Source organism: Kitasatospora sp. Ki12 (assembly GCF_054601375.1).
In genome coordinates this window covers 709,199-727,096 of the sequence record NZ_BAAIHT010000002.1, presented here as the reverse complement: position 1 = coordinate 727,096, position 17,898 = coordinate 709,199, and the positions used below count along the sequence as shown (strand labels likewise).

The following is a 17,898-nucleotide window of genomic DNA, read 5'->3' as shown; positions in this document are numbered from 1 at the left end:
CCTCCGGCGACTTCGTCACCGGAGTCGGTTACTCGTCGGTGCGCTTGTGGGGTGGCAGCTCGTACAGTCCGGTGCCGGCGTGTGCTCCGTTGGTGATGTTGACCACGCCGACGTTGGCTTCCAGGGGGGTGGCGCGGGCCATGATGCCGGCGAAGCCGCGCGCCATGGTGAACACGCCCCAGACCGGCAGCCATGGCTGCAACTGGCCGTTCTCGTCCGGGAACAGTTCGGTGACCGGGCAGATCCGGCGCTGCACTATGTAGGGCTTGCCGAGCGCGGCGTCGAGGTGCGCGGCCCAGCTCTCCTCGGTCACGTCCCCGCCGAGGACCACACCGCTGCCACCGTGCAGTACCGTCGGTTTGAGTACGAGGTCGTTTCGGTTGGCCCGGGCGTAGTCGAGTAGTTCCACCGTTTGTCCGCTCTCCAGCGTCACTGTGCCGGGCCGGACGGTTCGGGTCCAGGGCAGGATGCGGTCGAACGCCGCCAGCTCCTCGGTGCTGAACAGGTGCCGGTTGTTCTCGTCCGAGAGCATCGCGAGTGTGGTCTTGCTGGCGTAGAGCTCTGCGTCCAGCGGGACGAACAGCTTCACCTGGCCGGCTGCGGCGGCGCGGACGACCTGGTCCATCAGCGCCGGGGCTTCGGCGGATTCGAGCAGGTCCTCGGCGAGGAAGATCCGGTGGATGATGTCGACGGCCCGGTCGCCGAGCCAGACCCGGCCGTCGCGGTAGTCGAGCTGGCCGATGTGGCAGGGGTGTGCGTCCGCGCCCAGTGCCTGAAGATGGGCGCAGAACTCCTCCAGGAAGGCGGCCCAGCCGCTCAGGTAGCTGCTCGGCCAGTCGGCGACCGCGATGACCGGCCGGGATTGCGGGTCGAACCCGGTGGTGGCGTACATGGTGTGCAGCAGTTCCCTGGCGGTGTCGGCGAAGCCGAGGCCGTGCCGGGCGGCGAAGCCGGCGAGGAGCGGGTGTTCCAGCAGGGCCTGGGCCATCACGCCGTTGCCCATGCCGCCGAGCGAGCTGGTCATGTTGACTTCCATGACCTTGAATCCGCTGTCGTCGACGCACAGATCCGTACGGGCCATGCGGGTCGCGCTGGCGCCCTGGCTGCGCAGGATCACCTCGATCTGGGTCTCGGTCATGCCGACGGCCCGGGCGAACGCGCCGAGGTCGCCGTCGAAGAGCCTGTCGGGCAGGCTGAACAGCGCGGTGTGGAGCGTTTCCAGATCTTCCATCAGCTGCTCTCGCTCTTCGTGGCCGAGGAAGAGCGGGCGGGGCAGGAAGCGGTTCTCGTAGTCGATGGCGAGCAGGGTGTCGTGCTGCGCACGACCGAGCAGTTCGGCTGCGGTGGCTGTGCTTTCGCTCAGTTCGGCCAGGTACTGCTCGGTCAGCGTGGGGCGGTCCACGGAAGGTCCTCTCAGGGGGCGGGTGGGCAGTGGTGGCGGGAGTGTTCAGCTGCGTGCCGACGCCGCGCGGCGGGTGCCGACCAGGGCGGCCAGGGCTGCCAGGTCGGGCTGGCGCATGACCTCTGCGGCCTTGACCCGGATCGGGTAGGTGCTCTCGATCAGCGCGATCAAGCGCGCGACGGCCAGCGAAGTCCCGCCCGATTCGGCGAAGTTGTCGGCGGGCGTGAGGTCGGGCTGGTCGAGCAGCCGGCGGCAGGCCGCGAGGAGGAACGCTTCGGTGTCCTCTGCCGGCGGGGTCTGCCGGGTCGGCGCCGCCCCAGGTGCGGTGGACACCCCAGGTCCGGTGGACGGTGCGGGGGCGGCCTGCCGGGCGAGCAGTGTGCGGTCGACTTTGCCGTTGGCGTTCAGCGGGAAGGCGTCGACGAAGCGGACCGTGGCGGGCACCGCTTGCTTCAGTACCCGGGCGCGGGCGGCGGCCAGCACGGCGTCCTCGTCGGCCTGCGCCCCTTCGGCGAGCAGGAGGAAGGCGGCCAGCCGTAGACCGCCGCCGGTGCCCTGGTACGGGACCACGACGGCGCGCCGGACCGAGTCGTGGGTTTCCAGGGCGGCCTCGACCTCGGCCGGTTCGATCCGCGCGCCGCTGATCTTCACCTGGTCGTCCATGCGGCCGAGGAATTCCAGCGGGCCGTCGGCGCGCATCACCGCCTTGTCGCCGGTCCGGTAGACACGGTCCACGTACGGTTGGCCTGCGGGGGCCGGCACGAAGCGTTCGGCGGTCCGCTGCGGGTCCACGTAGCCGAGCGCCAGGCCCGCACCGCCGATCCGGACCTCTCCGGCATGTCCCCTGGGCAGGATCCGGCCGTCCTCGTCGGTGATGAAGACGGCGTAACCGGTCAGCGGCCGTCCGATCGGCACGACGGCGGTCGGGTCGTCGCTGTGGGGTTGCAGGCGGTGGGTGGTGGTGAGCACGGTGGCCTCGGCGGGACCGTACACGTTGTGCACGACCGCCGCGCACTGCGCGGGCGGCCGCACCCGCATCCGGTCGCCGCCCACCAGGATGTGGCGCATGGCCAGGCCGGCGGGCCACTGCTGGGTGAAGGCGAGGTCGGCGAGCGGGGTCGGCAGCAGGCAGTGGGTGAGGCCGGACTCCTGCCACCAGTGGAACAGTTCGGCCGTCGAGCCGCGGGCGTCCTCGGGCGCGACGTGCAAGGTGGCTCCCGACGACAGTGCCTCCCACAACTCCTTGAGGTGCGCGTCGAAGGTGGTGCCGACGAAGAGACCCACCCGGGACTCGGGACCGATCTCGAGCCGGTCGCAGGTCCAGCGGACCAGGTTGGCCATCGCCCCCTGCGGCAGCAGTGCGATCTTGGGTTTGCCGGTGCTGCCCGAGGTGGTGACGGCGCAGAAGGCATCGCTGGGCGCACCGTTCGCCCGTCCGCCGCGCAGAGCGATCATGAGCCCGTCCACCGCGTCGGCCGGCGCAACGGTCCAGCCGGGTGGCGGGGTGGTGGTGCCGTCGGTGAGCAGGCAGTTGATGCCGGCGTCCTCGGTGATCGATTCCACCCGCGCGGCCCCCGGCTGCGCGCCGAGGGAGAGATAGACCGCGCCGATCCTGGCCAACGCGACCGCCGCGGCCACCAGCAGCGCGGAACGTTCCAGGCAGACTCCCACCAACTCGCCGCGGGTGACCCGGCCGCCGAGGGCCCGCACGATCCGGGCGGAGGCCTGGTCGAGCTCGCGGTAGCTCCAGGTGATGGTGCCGTCCACGACCGCCGGGGCGTCGGGCTGCTCGGCCAGCCAGCTGTCGAACCACTCGAGTGGTCCCGCCCCCGGTGCGGGAGCGGGCGCGGGCTCACCTCCCCAGGCGATGCTGGGCGGCTGGTGGCCGGTCGGTTCGTGGGAAGTCATCTCGTCTCCTCGGGGCATGGTTCGGGGTGGTGGGATCAGCCGTCGGCTGCTGCGGTGAGTGCTGCGAGGCCGGTTGTGGTGAGCGCTGCGAGGCCGGTCGCGGTGTCGGCGAGGTAGGCCTCCAGCAGCGCGGTGAACTGCCGCTGCATGTCGGCGATCCGGGGGCTGTCGTACTGGTCGGTGGCGTAGTCCCAGATCAGCAGCATGCCGCCGCGGCCCGAGCGGGTGTTGACGGTCCGGCGGGAGTCGGGGATCAGTACCACGTCGAGGGCGAAACGGGAGGTGCCGGTGTTGAACGCCTCGTGGATCGACACCTCGAGGTTCAGACCCTCGACGTGCGGGATCGGCGCGTCGTGCGCGCTGAACATGACGTGGAACAGTGGGTTGTCCAGGCCGGTGCCGGAGTGTTCTCCGAGTTCGCGGGCCAGGTCCTGGACCGGGACGCCCTGGTGCGGCAGCGAGCGGATCAGGACCTCGGTGACCTCGTCGACCGCGTTCAGCGCACTGTCGTCGGGGTGGAGGCGGATGCGCAGTGGGATGGTGTTGACGAACATTCCGACGCTCTCCTCGAAGCCGGGCGGGCGGTTGCCCACCGCGCTGCCGATCACCAGGTCGGACCGGCCGCTCTGCCTGCGTAGCAGCTCCGCGAAGAGGGTGAGCAGAACCGAGAACGGGGTGTGTCCGTCCCGGCGGGCGGTCGTCCGCAGGCGCTCGGCCAGCTCGGGCTCCAGCAGTTGGCGCAGTTGGTCGCCGTGCGGGATGTCGCGGACCCGTCCCGGGGCGGCCAGGCCGGGCAGTGGCAGGTCGAAGGCGGCGCCGTCCAGGGCGCCCCGCCAGTACGCCAGGGCTTCGTCCTGGTGGCCCGGTTGTTCCTCGGCGGCCACCGACCGGCGGACGTGCTCGACGTAGGAGCGGGGCTCGGGCAGGTCGGCCGGGATGCCCTGGGCCAGCGCGCGGTACGTGGTGAACAGGTCGCGCAGGACCAGGCCGAAGGACCAGCCGTCGTGCACCAGGTGGTGCTCGGTGTGAAGCAGCCGGTGGTGGTCCTCGGCCAGCCTGATCAGACTCCACCGCACCATGGGCGCCTCGGCGGTGTCGAAGGGCTCGTCGTGCTGCTCGCGCCACAGGGCCTCGAAGGCCGCCTCATGGTCTTCGTCACCGGTCAGGTCCACGGTGCGGTAGCGCGGTGCGCAGGTGCCGTTCACCCGCTGCTTCGGTGGAAAGTCCTCGGGATCGAGTTCGAGGCGGAAGGCCTCGTGGCGGGCGAGCACGATCGCCAGGCTCTGCCGCAGGGCCGGCTCGTCCAGCGGGCCGCGCAGGTCGAGCGAGGCGGTGAAGTTGTAGGCGCGGCTCTCGGGGAAGAGTTCCTCGTGCAGCCAGACGATCTCCTGGGAGCGGGAGAGGTTGAACATCGGCGCGGCCCTTTCCGGGTCGGTGGTCGTTCGGTGTGCGGGGCTGGGGACGGGGGGCTGGGGGCGGCCTCGGACACCACCTGCTCAGCGGGCGGGTGGGGTGGCGGTGACGGTGTCGCGGAGCAGGAACTCCAGGCCGTCGCCGTGAAGCCACTGCGCACAGGCGCCGGCGTGGTCGGGTCCGTCGGTGTCGGCCAGGCGCCGCTGGGCGTCCGCCATACGGTGGCGTGCTTCGGCGCAGAACACGTCGGCGAGGTCCTGGGCCGGTCCGGTGCCCTCGCCGTGCAGTCGGGCGGCGTTGGCCAGCACCGCGGACATGCTGAACAGCTCGGCGGAGAGCCGGTTGAGCAGGATCAGCGTGCGTTCCTCGGCGAACAGCTCTTCGGGGTCGGGGTGTCGGTCCACCAGGTCGCGGCTGAGGCGGGCGAACCACACGGCCTGTTCGGCCACGAAGCGCAGGTGGTCCCGGTTGCGAGGGGACAGGCAGGCGTCCGCCGCGGTGAGGTCGGTCGCGGCCTCGGCGATGGCCTGCGGCTTCGGGTAGTGGCGCGAGAGCAGGTGCCGGGCGGCCCAGTGGTCCACGAGGAAGTCCACCCCGCCGGCCACCCGCAGGGCACGCGCGTCGCGGAAGAACCGCTCCACCGGCAGCGGCTGTGCGCCGCGCCGGGCCTTGCTCGTCGCCGTCTCGAAGCCCTCGGCGGCCAGCAGGGACAGGGTGCGGTCGACGATGCGCCAGCTGGTCATCGAGGTGATGTTCTTGGCTGCCGTCTGCTCCGGGTCCAGGTCGATCCCCGGGTGGCGCTCCTCGGCCAGCAGGCACCACTCCACCACGCTCTCCACGGCGAAGGTCTCGGCGAGGTTGGCGGCGACGATGCGCTGGATCTCGTCGTACTGCTCCAGGCCGAGCCCGCCGACCGAACGCCGCCGGACGAACTCCCGGGACCAGTGCAGGCAGAGCCGGCCGATCGCCAGGGCGGGCGCCGAGATGGGGTACATCCGGCCGCGGACGCTGATGGTGTGCAGTTCGGGGGCCAGACGCCACTCGTCCTCGGCGGTCAGGCCGTCGAGGGTGAAGACCCGGCTGTTCGGGACGAAGACCCGGTCGAAGGTGAGGGCCGCGTTGGGCAGGCCCTTGAGACCCAGGTACTCGTGCCAGGACCTGACCGTGAAGCCGGGGTCGGTCGTGTCGACGAAGAACAGCCGGATGTACTCCCGGCCGTTGTCGCGCACGGTGGCCGAGACCCTCAGGAGGCCCGCGATCGGCCCGTTCTGGATGAACACCTTCTCGCCGCTGATCCGGAATCCGGTGCCGTCCTCGGTCGGCACCGCGGTGGTGGCCCGGGTCCGGTTGATCGCACCGGTGGGCTCGGTGTCGGCGTCGCCGGAGATCGCGCCCGCCGCGAGCAGCCGTTCGAGTTCGGACTTCAGCTCGCCGTCGGCCAGGATCGGCAGATAGGCGCCGGCGCCCAGTCCGAGGTGGACGGACATGGCGTAGCAGGCGGTCACCGACCAGCTTGCGGCAGCCTGGATCATCCGGAAGGCGTTGTGGGCGGACAGGCCCAGACCGCCGCGCTCAAGCGGGTCCTGAAGCTTGAAGTAGCCGCGGGCGGCGCAGGCTTCGTGAAAGCCGTCGGGCAGCTTCGCGGTGCGGTCCACCTCGGTCGGGTCGACGGTCTCCTGGAGGAAGCGCGTCAGCTCGGCGACGGCGGCGTCGCCGCGGGCGCGGTCCTCGTCGGACGGGGCGGGGAAGGGGCTGATCAGGTCCCAGCGCACGCGCCCCAGGTGGAGCTCGGCGAGGAAGCCGGCCGGAGTGATGGTGTCGTGAGTCATGTCTGCTTTCACAGGTCGTGGGAGAGGGAGCCGACAGGCGACCCGGCGCGCCGGCGGTCGGTGAGTGCGGCCTGGACCAGTGCGAGCAGGGCGGCGCGGTGCTCGCGGAGGTAGAAGTGACCGCCTGGCAGCAGGTTCAGGGCGAACGGTCCGCGGCTGTGGCCCTGCCATTGGGCGAGTTCCTCGGCGGGGAGCCGGTCCTCGGTGCCGCCGAAGACGTGCAGCGGCAGGTCAAGGGGCTCGCCGGGGGTGTGGCGGTAGCTGTCGACCAGTTCGAAGTCGGAGCGGTGCGAGGCCATCATGATCGCGAGCAGGTCCGGGTCCTCGGCCACCTCGTCGGGGAGTGAGCCGTACTGCCCCTGGATGGCGGTGAACAGCTCCCGATCGCCGAGGTGGTGGATCGGCGGCAGGCCGCGGGGCCGGTGCGGGGCCGGGCAGGCGGACAGCAGCAGGCGCTCGGGGCCGGGCAGGCCGTGCTCGCGCAGGGCGCGCGCGGTCTCGTAGGCCAGCAGGGCGCCGAGGCTGTGTCCGAAGAAGGCGAACGGTGCGCGGAACGCGGCCTGTTGCACCAGATCGTGAACCAGCGGGCCGACCCGGGTGTACTGCGGGTCGTCGAGCCGCGAGCCGCGGCCGGGCAGTTGCACGCCCCACACCTCGATGCCGGGCACGTCGTCGCCCCAGCGGACGTACTCGGCGGCCGAGCCGCCGCTGTGGGCGAAGCAGTACAGCCGCATCGTGGCGTCGGGGCGCTTGCGACGGTTGACCAGCCAGCGTGGGACGGTGTGCCCCGGAACCTCAGGCATGAAGGGTCTCCTGGCTCATCGATCGGGCAGTCGGTGCGGCGTCGGGCATGGCCCGCAGTGAGTGCACGGCGGAGAACAGCAGCGGCAGCCCGGCGAGGACGCTGCCCGCACCGGCGAGCCAGAGGGCGCCGCGCAGTCCGAGCGGGCCGACCAGTGCGCCTCCGAGGAAAGTCCCGACGGGGATGACGCCCCAGACCACGAACCGCAGCGTCGCCGTCATGCGCCCGCGCATCGGGGCGGGGGTGACGGATTGCCGCAAGCTGATCTGGTTGATGTTGAAGACGGAGGCGCACAGCCCGGCCAGGGCCATCGCGACCGCCAGGACGGGCATCGCGGTGCCAGGGGTGGCCAGCGGCAGCAGCAGGATGGTGCCGCCCAGCCCGAAGGCGGCCCAGGTGAGCGACGGCCCGACGCCGAGGCGCCGCACCACCCGGCCGTTGGCGAGCGAGCCGAGCAGTACGCCCGCGTTCGCGATCGCGAGCGTGGTGCCCAGCCCGGCCGGCGAGAGCCGCAGGTCACGGACCGCGTAGAGCACCAGGATCGCCTGGACCATGCCGAACAGGCCGAAGAGGTTGGCGATCCCCGCGCTCAGCGCTACCGGGCGCAGCAGCCGGTGCCGGAACACGTACCCGAGGCCGTCCTTGACCTCCGCCACCAGTCCGGGCCGGACCGCGTCGCGGACCGGGCGCTCCTCCACCCGCACCAGCAGGAGCAGGGCCGCCGACCCGGCGTAGCTGAGCGCGTTGGCGAGTACGGCGAGTGGCGCGGTCAGCAGCTGGACCAGGAATCCGCCGGCGCCGGGGCCGGCCAGCTGACCGGAGGTCTCGGACAGCTGCAGTTTGGTGTTGGCCTCGACGAGCTGCTCCTCGCCGACCAGGGTCGGCAGGAAGGACTGTGCTGCCAGGTCGAAGAAGACCGTCATGACCCCGACCGCGAAGGCGACCGGATACAGCAGCCACAGGTGCAGAACCCCGCAGAGCGCGGCCGCCGGCACGGTCAGCAGGACCGCGCAGCGGACCAGGTCCGCTGCGATCATGACGGGCCGTCGGCGCGTCCGGTCCACCCATGCCCCGGCCGGCAGGCCGACCAGCAGGAACGGCAGGTACTGCACGGCGGCCAGCAGGCCCACCTGGAACGGGGTGGCCTTCAATACCGTCACGGCCGCGAGGGGCAGCGCGAGTTCGGAGATCTGGGCGCCGAGCACGCTGACCGTCTGGGCAGCCCACAGCCGTCGGAAGCCCTGGTGGCGCGACAGTCCCGGCGGAGGGGCCGGTCGCGTCATCGGGCGGCCGCCCGTTCACGTGCGCTCTTCGGCCGGAGGTCGCTCCACAGGCCGTCGATCAGGGTGAGGCAGTCCGCTTTGCTGCCCCGTCCGCCCGTCCTCTCCCACCCGGCGGGTAGCGCCCGGCCGGCCGGCCAGACGGAGTACTGCTCCTCGGTGTTGCGGACCACCTCGTAGGTCCGGTCGTCGTTGTCCTCGAACATGGCTGTCCTTCGGGTCGGTGTGTCGGATGACGGTTCAGGCCGGTTGCCGGGCGGCGTCGGTCACCCGGGCGGCGTCGATCACCCGGGCCAGTCGGCGCGGTGCGGGGGCGGTGAAGACCTGCTTGACGGTGATGCGTACGCCGAAGGCCGCACGGACGGCAGAGGCGAGTTGAACGGCGATCAGCGAGTCCCCACCCAGGTCGAAGAAGTCGTCCTGCGCCGCTACGTGCTCCAGTCCGAGCAGTTGACCGAAGATCCGGGCGAGCTGTGTCTCGGTGTCGCCGTCCTGGGCGGGCTTCGGGACGGTCGGCGCGGGCTGGGCGGTGACGGTTGGCGCGGGGTCGTCGGCAGGGAGCGGTGAGTACCGCTGCGGGCTGAACGGGTAGGTCGGCAGCGGAGTCCGGCCCGGCCGGTGGCCTTCGTGCAGCCGCGGCCAGTCGAGCTCGACGCCGGCCGCCCACAGCTGTCCGGCGGCGGCCAGCGAGGTCCGCAGGGCGGACTGCTCGCCGGCCGGGTGCGGCAGGCTGGGCAGCGCCAGGTGGCCCTCGGTGCGGGCCGGGTGCCGGCGGGCCAGTGTCGTCAGGGCCAGGCCGGGGCCGACTTCGAGCAGGATCCGGTCAGGCTCGGCGAACAGGGTGGCGAGGGTGTCGCCGAAGCGCACCGCCTGGCGCATGTGGGCGGTCCAGAACTCGACGCCCGGAACACGGTCCATGCGGACCCACTCCCCGCTGGTGTCCCCGACCCAGGGGATCGACGGCGCCTTGAGGTCGAGCTCGGCGACCAGGGCGGCGAACCGGTCGAGGATCGGCTCCACCAGAGCGCTGTGTCCGGCGGCGGCGATGCGCAGCCGGCGCGCGTCGACACCGTCCTCCGTCAGCCGTGCGAAGACCGCGTCGACCGCCCCCCGCGGCCCGGACACAACGCACTGGTTCGGTCCGTTGACGGCCGCGAGCTCCAGGCCGTCGCCGAGAAGTCCGGTGACGTCGCGCTCGGACAGCGGCACGGCCAGCATCGCCCCGACGGGCAGGCTCTGAAGCAGCCTGCCGCGCTCGGCGACCAGCCGGAGCGCGTCGGGCAGGCAGAACACACCGGCCACGCACGCGGCGGCGAAGGCACCGAGGCTGTGCCCGGCGACAGCCGTCGGCCGTACCCCTCGCTGCTCCCACATCCGGGCGAGCGCGTACTCCACCACGAAGACGGCCGGCTGGGCCACGCTCATGTCGCGCAGCAGCTCTTCGGCCGCCGCGGACTGCTGCCCGCCGGCAGGGTACAGAACCGCCCGCAGGTCCAGGCCGAGCGTGGGCGCGAGCTGCGCACAGCACGCGTCGACCTCGGCACGGAAGACCGGGTCGTTCTCGTACAGTTCGCGGCCCATGCCGACGTGCTGTCCGCCCTGCCCGGGGAAGACGAACGCCACCGGCCGCTCGCCGCCCACGGGCGGGTGGCCGAAGGTGCCGGCCCCGGTCAGTGCTTCGATCGCCTCGGCGTGGTCGGCGGCCACGGCGAACCGGCGGTGCGTGAAGGCGCGGCGGCCGGTCTGCAGCGTCCAGGCGGTGTCGGCCAGTTCCCGGCCGGGGTCGGCGGCGTCGGCGGCCTGCCGTTGCAGGTGCTCGGCGAGCCTGGCGGCGGCGCGGTCCAGCTCGGGGGCGGTCCGGGCGGACAGCACCAGCAGATGGCTTGCGGGCGCGGCGGGCGGGTGAGGTGGCGCGGGCGGGCGAGGTCGCGCGGGCGGCTCCTCCAGGATCGCGTGCGCGTTGGTGCCTCCGATCCCGAACGAGCTGACCCCGGCCCGGCGGGGACCGTCGGGGCGCCACCGGTACAGTCCGGTGTTCACCACGAACGGGCCGTCCGCGAAGGGGATCTCGGGGTTGGGTGAGGTGTAGTGCAGGCTCGGCGGGATCAGGCCGTGCTGGACGGCCAGCACCGCCTTGATGAAGCCCGCCACCCCGGCGGCCGCGTCGGTGTGGCCGATGTTGGTCTTCACCGACCCGATCCGGCAGAACCCGCGCCGGTCGGTGCCGCGCCGGAAGGCCTGGGTCAGCGCGGCCAGTTCGATCGGGTCACCCAGCGGCGTCCCGGTCCCGTGCGCCTCGACGTAGCCGATGCTGTCCGGCTCGACATCGGCCACCAGGTGGGCCGCGCGGATGACCTCGGCCTGGCCGGCCACTCCCGGAGCGGTGAAGCCCACCTTGTCCATGCCGTCGTTGTTCACCGCGCTGCCGCGCAGGACGGCACGGATGTGGTCGCCGTCCTGAAATGCGTCGGCGAGCCGTTTGAGGACGACGATGCCGACACCGTTGCCCGCAACGGTCCCACGGGCCCGGGCGTCGAAGGCCCGGCAGCGGCCGTCGGGCGAGATGACACCGCCCTCGGAGTACTCGGGCAGGCGCGCCGGGACGTTGACACTGGCCCCGCCGGCCAGAGCCAGGTCGCACTCGCCGGACAGCAGCGCCTGCGCGGCGAGGTGAACGGCGACCAGCGAGGTGGAGCAGGCGGTCTGCACCGTCACCGCCGGCCCGGTGAGACCGAGCCGGTGGGCCGCCCGCGACGTGAGGAAGTCGATGCCGGTCGCCAGCCGCAGCTGCCACTCGCTGACCGGGCCGAGCCGGTCGCGGTGGGCCGTCAGCGTGTCCAGGTAGCCGGTCTGGCTACTGCCCGCATACACGCCGACCGGCCCGGCACAGGACCGGGCGTCGTACCCGGCGTCCTCCAGCGCCTCCCAGGCGCAGGTCAGGAACAGCCGCTGCTGCGGGTCGAGGATCAGCGCCTCCCGCGGCGAGTAGCCGAAGAACGCCGCGTCGAACCCGTCCGCGTCCTCCAGTACTCCGAGCGCGGGGACGTACTCGGGAGTGGACGGGTCGCCGGGGAAGCGAGTGACCGACTCCGCGCCCTTGACCAGGTTGTCCCAGAACTCCCCGAGGTCACGCGCTCCCGGATACCGCCCGGCCATCCCGACGACGGCGAGGAAGGGGCTGTCCGGACCCACCGGCTGTGCCGCCTGCGTCATCGGGCACCCCCGGCGCTCTGGCGGGCGCGGCGCTGCTGGAGCCGGGCGTACCCGCTGCGGCGCTCGTCGGCACGCTCGTCACCGAGCGCGCCGACGGCCGGCCCGGAGCCGTCGCGCAGATGGGCGGCGAGCCTGCGGACGGTCGGATGGGCGAAGAGCGCCACGCCGGGAACCTGGCGTCCCAGCGCCCCGCTGAGCTTGCGCTGCACCTGAACGAGCAGCAGCGAGTGACCGCCGATCTCGAAGAAGCTGTCGTCCAGCCCGACCTGGCCGACCCGCAGCACCTCACGCCACACGGCCGCTATCCGCTCCTCCAGGCCGGTCAGCGCCACCGCCTGCGGCGCGCCGGACGTGGCGTCGGCGGCGGCCGGCACCGGGAGCGCCCTGTGGTCGATCTTGCCGTTCGCGGTCAGCGGCAGCTCGTCGAGCAGCACGTAGGAGGCCGGGACCATCGCGGCAGGCAGACTCTTGGCCAGATGGGCGCGCAGCTGCGACGACTCGACTTCGGCAGCGACCACGTAGGCGACCAGCCGCTTGCCGTCCGCCTCGTCGTCCACCGCCCGCACGTGCGCCTGACGCACCGCGGGGTGCGTGCACAGGGCCGCACCGATCTCCGCCGGTTCGACCCGCTGGCCGCGGATCTTCACCTGGTCGTCGGCCCGCCCGGCGAAGGCCAGGGCACCGTCGGCGCGCAGCACCGCGAGGTCGCCGGTGCGGTAGAGCCGCCCACCCGGCGTCTCGCCGAACGGGTCCGGCACGAAACGGTCGGCGGTGAGCCCCGGCTGCCCCAGGTACCCGCGAGCCAGCACCGCCCCACCCAGGTACAGCTCGCCCCGGGTGCCCGCCGCAACCGGCTCCAGATCGGCGTCCAGCACATACGCCCGCGCCCCGGCCAGCGGCCGCCCGATCGGCAGCGTCTCCCCCTCGGGCATCACCTCCCCGGTGAACGCCTGGAGCGTGGCGGTGATGGTGGTCTCCGTCAGACCGTAGGCGTTGACCACGGGCACCGAGGTATGCCCTCGCCAGCCGGCCAACGTACGGGTGTGCCCGGTGTCGCTGCCCACGACCAGGAGCCGCAGGGCCTCGGGCACCTCCCGCGGTTCGGCGTCGAGATCGCGGACCCACTGGTCCCAGTACGGCGTCGGCACGTTGGCCACCGTGACCCGCTCACGGCACAGATGCTCCTCCAGTTCCGCGGGCGACGGCACCGAATCGGGAGCCACCACCACCCGGGCGCCGGCCAGCAAGGTCGGGAACACCTCCTCGCCGAACACATCGAACCCCGGACCGGCGAACTGCAGCACCCGATCGGCTGCGGTCAAGTCGAAGGCCGCACCGACGGCAACCGCGTGGTTGGCCAGCGACCCGTGGGTGACGGCCACCGGCTTGGGGCGCCCGGTCGAACCCGAAGTGAAGATCACATAGGCAAGGTCGCCGGGGGCAACCGCCACCGCCGGGTTCCGCGCGGAGCGCCCGGCCGGCTCGCCGACAGCCAGGTCGACCACCTCGACCACCTCGATTACCTCGACCCCCTCGACCCCCTCACAGCCCTCGGGCCCGATCAGCAGGGCGGCACCGGCGGCCTCCAGCTGGTACCCGCGGCGCTCGGCCGGCAGCGCCGGGTCGAGCGGCAGGTAGGCGGCACCGGACTTCAGCACGGCCAGCACCGCCGTCACCAGTCCACGCCCGCGCGGCAGGTTCACCGCGACCACGCTCTCGGCGCCCACACCATGCTCCACCAGCACTCCGGCCAGCCGGTTCGCGGCAGCGTCAAGCCCCGCATACGTCACGCACCCGTCGCGGTCGACGACAGCCACAGCACCAGGGCTGGCCCGTACCCGCTCCTCGAACAGCTGCGGTACGCAGACCGCGGCACGCGGACCGGCCGATGAGAGCGCGGTAGCGGCTCGGCTCTCATCCTCTTGACTCAGTTCGGGCCTCACGAGGCCAACTCCTCTCCAAAACGGCACGTTCAGCAGCCCGCCGGACAACGGACGGGCGCAGGCCCCGGCCGTGCCGTCCGTCCGAAGCGAACCCGACCCGGCCGGGCGGGGATTCAGGAAGCTCATGGGAAGCCGGGCGGGGTCATCGCGGGTCGTCGACGTCACGGCAGCTGTAGAGACAGCTGCTGTTGAGCTTTCAAACGATCAGCGAGCTTGCTGCCGAGGAGTGTGGGAGGCGCCGGTAGACATCCGATGAACGAGCACGCCCAACGCTCCCCGGAAACCCCCGAGAGCCCCCTCACGCGGGCATACCGGGTTGGTTGGCGACGCCTTGGATTCGGGTCCTCGTCGGGATGCACGGTTGCTGCGCGCTCGCCGTCACGTGTGCCCGGCGTGTCGGCGGCGCCCGGGTCGGCCGGGCGCCCGGCGGGCCGCGAGATCGGCACGTTGTCTTCTTGTTGTTTCTGCAGGTCAGCTAGGGTGCCAAAGGGTTCCGCCGATCTGGCTGGGCGACAACTCCTCCGTGATGAAGAAGGTCGTCGAGCGGCTCTACGCCTGCTCCTCGATCCTCGACTCCGAAGGCCAGTACGCCCTCTACGGCCGGGTAGGCGGCTGTTCGCGCCATCCTGTTCGTGTAGCGACCGTCACAAAGGGTGCGTCAGGGCCGCAGGCCTTGCGGCGCGGCGGCCGTTCTGGCGAAGGATCTTCGGTTTCCGCGTGCGGGATTCGCCGCGAACCGAAGGTCTGACGTCTGTAGAAGATGCAACAACTTTCACGCGACCGGCTTGAAACGGTCACTCAAGCTCCTCGGATCGATCACACATACGGAGTGTTCGCTCACGACTGGTAGGAATGATTCCGAGCGGGCCGATCGCCACCGGATCGTCCTGACCAGCGCCGACGGGGGCTGGCACGCGACGTTGCCGACCGGTCCGCGAAGAACGGGGGCACTGAAAGTTCTTCACATTTTCCATCTGGGGGGCACTGCCATGTCCGAATCCACCACCACCACCACCGAAATCACCCGCCGGCGGATGCTGCAAGGCACCGTCGTCGCGACGGCCGTCGCCGCGGGCACGGTCGTCCTGGGCCTCACCGGCCCCACCGTGACACCCGCCAGCGGCGCCGACACCGAGAGCGGCGACAGCTTCGACGAGGTCTTCCGCAACCGCCGCATCCAGGGCATGCCGATGTCCGGCGAGGGCCACCACGCGATGAGCGGCTACATGGTGCTGATCGACGGCCGGGAACTGCACATGATGCGCAATGCGGACGGCACCTGGATCAGCGTCATCAACCACTACCAGACCTTCGCCACGCCGCGCGCGTTGGCCCGGGCCGCCGTCAACTCCCTGGACGGCGCCGACCTGGCCCCGCTCGCCGCCTGACTCCGGACCGCACTCCGGCCTACGCACAAACCACCCTCGAAGGAAGAACCATGGCAGTCCGCAAGAACCAGGCGACCCTGACGGCCGCGGAGAAGCGCGCTTTCGTCAACGCGGTCCTGGAACTCAAGCGCCGCGGTACCTATGACGCGTTCGTCAGCACGCACAACGACTTCATCATGAGCGACACCGACACCACCGAGCGCACCGGCCACCGTGCGCCGTCCTTCCTGCCCTGGCACCGCAGCTTCCTGCTGCGCTTCGAGCGGGCGCTGCAGGCGATCGACGCCACCGTCACGCTGCCGTACTGGGACTGGACCACCGACCGCACCCCGAACTCCTCGCTCTGGGGCCCGGACTTCCTCGGTGGTGACGGCACCGGCACCGGCGGCCGGGTCGCCACCGGCCCGTTCGCGCAGAGCGGCGGCAACTGGACGCTCACCGTCAGGCCCGACACCCGCAACTACCTGACCCGCGAGCTGGGCCAGGGCGGGGAGTCCCTGCCGACCAGGGCCGACGTGGACGCCGTGCTGGCGATCGCCACGTACGACGCCGCGCCGTTCAACAGCTCCAGCTCGGGCTTCCGCAACAACCTGGAGGGCTGGACGGGCATCAACCTGCACAACCGGGTGCACGTCTGGGTCGGCGGCAACATGAGCACCGGAATGTCGCCCAACGACCCGGTGTTCTGGATGCACCACTGCATGATCGACCGCCTCTGGGCCGGCTGGCAGAGCCGCCACCCGGGCCAGGGCTACCAGCCGGTCCGCCGCACCAGGAACGTGGTCGCCCTGAACGACACCATGAAGCCGTGGAACGACGTCACCCCGGCCGACCTGCTCGACCACACCAAGTTCTACACGTACGACAGCGCGTACTGATCCGGCCGGTGCGGGCCGGGGGGGCCGGAGCAGTGGCCGATGCTCCGGCCCCCGCTCCCGGCGCCGCCAGACCGGACGAGTCTTCCTGGCGTCCGTCGATCTCATATCCGTGGACGACGTGATGCCCCTCCGGGAAGGCGAGTCCCAGCTGGTCCGCCCGGCCGCCCGGCCTACCTGCTCATCTGCCACGACCTGGCCCTGGTACGGCACGTCGCGCACCGGATCGCGGTGATGCGCTCCGGCCGGATCGTGGAGAGCGGCCCGGCGTGCAGGCTGTGCGAGGCTCCTGCCGACCCGTGCACCCGGGAACTGCTGGCGTACGCGCGGACGGGAACGGGCCGGGCCCCCGCTCCCGCGGAGACCCGGCCCGTGGGGGCGTGAGCGGTGACGCCCGCCTCACCGTGCCGGTGGCCGACGGCGGCGCGCCCGACCGACGTGACCTGCCGGGCGGAGCGGGGAGAAGAGCCGAAGATCGGACGTGGTGTCGGGACCGCGTGAGGAGTCGCAGCATGGAGGAGAGGCCGCCGGGCAACGGCGACGCGCACCACGACGAACCGTCGGTGGGCGCGGTGGTCCACACGCACGCCCACGGCCCCGCCACGCCGGTCTCGGCCCACCTGCGCAGAATCATCGCCGCCGTGCTGATCCCGTTCGGCGTGGCGGTCGTCGTCGGGCTCGTCGTCCTGTGGCCCGGCGGGGTGCCCGCGCACGAGCGCACCGGCGTCGGCTTCGACCAGCAGACCCAGCGCGGCAAGGTCACCCGGGTGGTGGAGATTCCCTGCTCCGAGGTCAACCCCGCGGACACCGGCACCTGCCAGCAGGACACCGTCGAGGTGACGACGGGCAAGGACAAGGGCCGCACGTTCACCGTGAGCGTCCACCCGAACGAGCTGCGCCGCTACAGCGTGGGGGAGGAGGTGATCCTGACCTACGCGCCCGACGCGCCGCCGGACATCCAGTACACCGTGGTCGACGTCGACCGGGACACCCCGATCGCGCTGCTGGCGGGACTGTTCGCGGTGGCCGTCCTGGTGGTGGGGCGCTGGCGCGGCCTGACCGCACTGATCGCCCTGGCGATCAGCTTCGCCGTCCTGTCGCTGTTCATCCTCCCGGCGATCCTGCACGGCTCCGATCCGCTGCTGGTGGCGGTGGTCGGTGCCAGCGCCATCATGCTGATCGCGCTGTACCTGTGCCACGGACTCTCCGCCCGTACCTCGGTGGCCGTCGTCGGCACGCTGATCTCGCTGGTGCTGATCGGTGTCCTCGGCCTGGTCTTCACCGGCTGGGCCCACCTCACCGGGAACACCTCCGAGGAGACCGGCCTCATCCACGACCTCTACCCGAACATCGAGATCCGCGGCCTGCTGCTGGCCGGCTTCATCATCGGCTCCCTCGGCGTGCTCGACGACGTGACGGTCACCCAGACCTCGGCGGTCTGGGAGCTCAAACAGGCCGACCCCACGATGAGCGCCCGCCAGCTCTACCGTGCGGGCGTGCGCATCGGCCGCGACCACATCGCCTCCACTGTCAACACCCTGGTGCTCGCCTACGCGGGCGCGGCCCTCCCGCTCCTGCTGCTCTTCTCCATCGCCCAGCGGGACTTCGTGTCGGTGGCGACCAGCGAGCTCGTCTCCGAGGAGATCGCCCGGACCCTGGTCGGCAGCATCGGACTGGTCGCCTCGGTACCGGTCACCACCGTCCTCGCCGCCCTGATCGCCGCGGCCGACCACCCCGACTCCGCGCCCCGGGCGGCCGCAGGGCCCCGGCGGCACGGCCGTCGGCACCGCCGACGGAACGGCGGTGCCGACCGGACCTGAGCCGGGTGCTCGGTCCACCGTCCGT

Annotated in this window: 12 protein-coding genes and 1 pseudogene; 4 read left to right on the top strand and 9 right to left on the bottom strand. The window is 71.9% G+C overall.

Annotated elements, in window-relative coordinates:
* Positions 1 to 28 precede the first annotated feature (28 nt).
* From ACYP53_RS20760 to ACYP53_RS20720, 9 genes are all read right to left on the bottom strand, one after another.
* On the bottom strand, positions 29 to 1,402 hold the full coding sequence (locus ACYP53_RS20760; protein WP_459648454.1) for an ATP-grasp domain-containing protein: 1,374 nt from the start codon (positions 1,400 to 1,402) through the stop codon (positions 29 to 31).
* A 45-nt stretch (positions 1,403 to 1,447) separates the two neighbouring features.
* A complete protein-coding gene (locus ACYP53_RS20755) occupies positions 1,448 to 3,310 on the bottom strand; it encodes a non-ribosomal peptide synthetase (protein WP_459648453.1) in 1,863 nt (620 codons plus the stop codon).
* Positions 3,311 to 3,345: 35 nt separating this feature from the next.
* Complete coding sequence (locus ACYP53_RS20750; protein ID WP_459648452.1) at positions 3,346 to 4,722, bottom strand: condensation domain-containing protein; 1,377 nt, start codon at positions 4,720 to 4,722, stop codon at positions 3,346 to 3,348.
* Between the two features lie 84 nt (positions 4,723 to 4,806).
* Entirely contained in the window at positions 4,807 to 6,552 is a 1,746-nt protein-coding gene (locus ACYP53_RS20745; protein WP_459648451.1) for an acyl-CoA dehydrogenase family protein, read from the bottom strand.
* A gap of 8 nt (positions 6,553 to 6,560) precedes the next feature.
* On the bottom strand, positions 6,561 to 7,355 hold the full coding sequence (locus tag ACYP53_RS20740; protein WP_459648450.1) for a thioesterase II family protein: 795 nt from the start codon (positions 7,353 to 7,355) through the stop codon (positions 6,561 to 6,563).
* Positions 7,348 to 8,637, bottom strand: coding sequence for an MFS transporter (locus tag ACYP53_RS20735; RefSeq protein ID WP_189914415.1), 1,290 nt, complete (start codon positions 8,635 to 8,637; stop codon positions 7,348 to 7,350). Before ACYP53_RS20735 ends, ACYP53_RS20740 begins: the two co-directional genes overlap by 8 nt.
* Positions 8,634 to 8,840, bottom strand: a complete 207-nt coding sequence (locus tag ACYP53_RS20730) for an MbtH family protein (RefSeq protein ID WP_459648449.1) — start codon at positions 8,838 to 8,840, stop codon at positions 8,634 to 8,636. The genes ACYP53_RS20735 and ACYP53_RS20730 overlap by 4 nt, the downstream gene beginning before the upstream one ends.
* A gap of 34 nt (positions 8,841 to 8,874) precedes the next feature.
* Positions 8,875 to 11,847: a type I polyketide synthase gene (locus tag ACYP53_RS20725; RefSeq protein ID WP_459648448.1), complete on the bottom strand. Its 2,973-nt coding sequence runs from the start codon at positions 11,845 to 11,847 to the stop codon at positions 8,875 to 8,877.
* Positions 11,844 to 13,916, bottom strand: a complete 2,073-nt coding sequence (locus ACYP53_RS20720; protein ID WP_459648447.1) for a non-ribosomal peptide synthetase — start codon at positions 13,914 to 13,916, stop codon at positions 11,844 to 11,846. Before ACYP53_RS20720 ends, ACYP53_RS20725 begins: the two co-directional genes overlap by 4 nt.
* A 370-nt stretch (positions 13,917 to 14,286) precedes the next feature.
* On the opposite strand from ACYP53_RS20720, the pseudogene ACYP53_RS20715 reads away from it, so the two are divergent.
* The 4 genes and pseudogenes from ACYP53_RS20715 to ACYP53_RS20700 form a co-directional block, all read left to right on the top strand.
* A pseudogene (locus ACYP53_RS20715) lies at positions 14,287 to 14,406 on the top strand (flavodoxin family protein); the annotation flags it as partial.
* Positions 14,407 to 14,779: 373 nt separating this feature from the next.
* Positions 14,780 to 15,178, top strand: coding sequence for an apotyrosinase chaperone MelC1 (melC1, locus tag ACYP53_RS20710; RefSeq protein ID WP_459648446.1), 399 nt, complete (start codon positions 14,780 to 14,782; stop codon positions 15,176 to 15,178).
* 50 nt (positions 15,179 to 15,228) lie between these two features.
* Positions 15,229 to 16,056: a tyrosinase MelC2 gene (melC2, locus tag ACYP53_RS20705; protein WP_189914405.1), complete on the top strand. Its 828-nt coding sequence runs from the start codon at positions 15,229 to 15,231 to the stop codon at positions 16,054 to 16,056.
* Positions 16,057 to 16,565: 509 nt separating this feature from the next.
* The gene (locus ACYP53_RS20700; protein WP_459648445.1) at positions 16,566 to 17,873 is read left to right on the top strand and encodes a YibE/F family protein; all 1,308 of its coding nucleotides are present in this window, start codon (positions 16,566 to 16,568) and stop codon (positions 17,871 to 17,873) included.
* Positions 17,874 to 17,898: the final 25 nt, after the last annotated feature.

Excerpts from the sequence above, each read along its gene's own strand:
- ACYP53_RS20755 (WP_459648453.1), bottom strand. The coding sequence starts at position 3,310 with ATGACTTCCCACGAACCGACCGGCCACCAGCCGCCCAGCATCGCCTGG.
- ACYP53_RS20750 (WP_459648452.1), bottom strand. The coding sequence starts at position 4,722 with ATGTTCAACCTCTCCCGCTCCCAGGAGATCGTCTGGCTGCACGAGGAA.
- ACYP53_RS20745 (WP_459648451.1), bottom strand. The coding sequence starts at position 6,552 with ATGACTCACGACACCATCACTCCGGCCGGCTTCCTCGCCGAGCTCCAC.
- ACYP53_RS20740 (WP_459648450.1), bottom strand. The coding sequence starts at position 7,355 with ATGCCTGAGGTTCCGGGGCACACCGTCCCACGCTGGCTGGTCAACCGT.
- ACYP53_RS20735 (WP_189914415.1), bottom strand. The coding sequence starts at position 8,637 with ATGACGCGACCGGCCCCTCCGCCGGGACTGTCGCGCCACCAGGGCTTC.
- ACYP53_RS20730 (WP_459648449.1), bottom strand. The coding sequence starts at position 8,840 with ATGTTCGAGGACAACGACGACCGGACCTACGAGGTGGTCCGCAACACC.
- ACYP53_RS20725 (WP_459648448.1), bottom strand. The coding sequence starts at position 11,847 with ATGACGCAGGCGGCACAGCCGGTGGGTCCGGACAGCCCCTTCCTCGCC.
- ACYP53_RS20720 (WP_459648447.1), bottom strand. The coding sequence starts at position 13,916 with ATGAGCTTCCTGAATCCCCGCCCGGCCGGGTCGGGTTCGCTTCGGACG.
- melC1 (WP_459648446.1), top strand. The coding sequence starts at position 14,780 with ATGTCCGAATCCACCACCACCACCACCGAAATCACCCGCCGGCGGATG.
- melC2 (WP_189914405.1), top strand. The coding sequence starts at position 15,229 with ATGGCAGTCCGCAAGAACCAGGCGACCCTGACGGCCGCGGAGAAGCGC.
- ACYP53_RS20700 (WP_459648445.1), top strand. The coding sequence starts at position 16,566 with ATGGAGGAGAGGCCGCCGGGCAACGGCGACGCGCACCACGACGAACCG.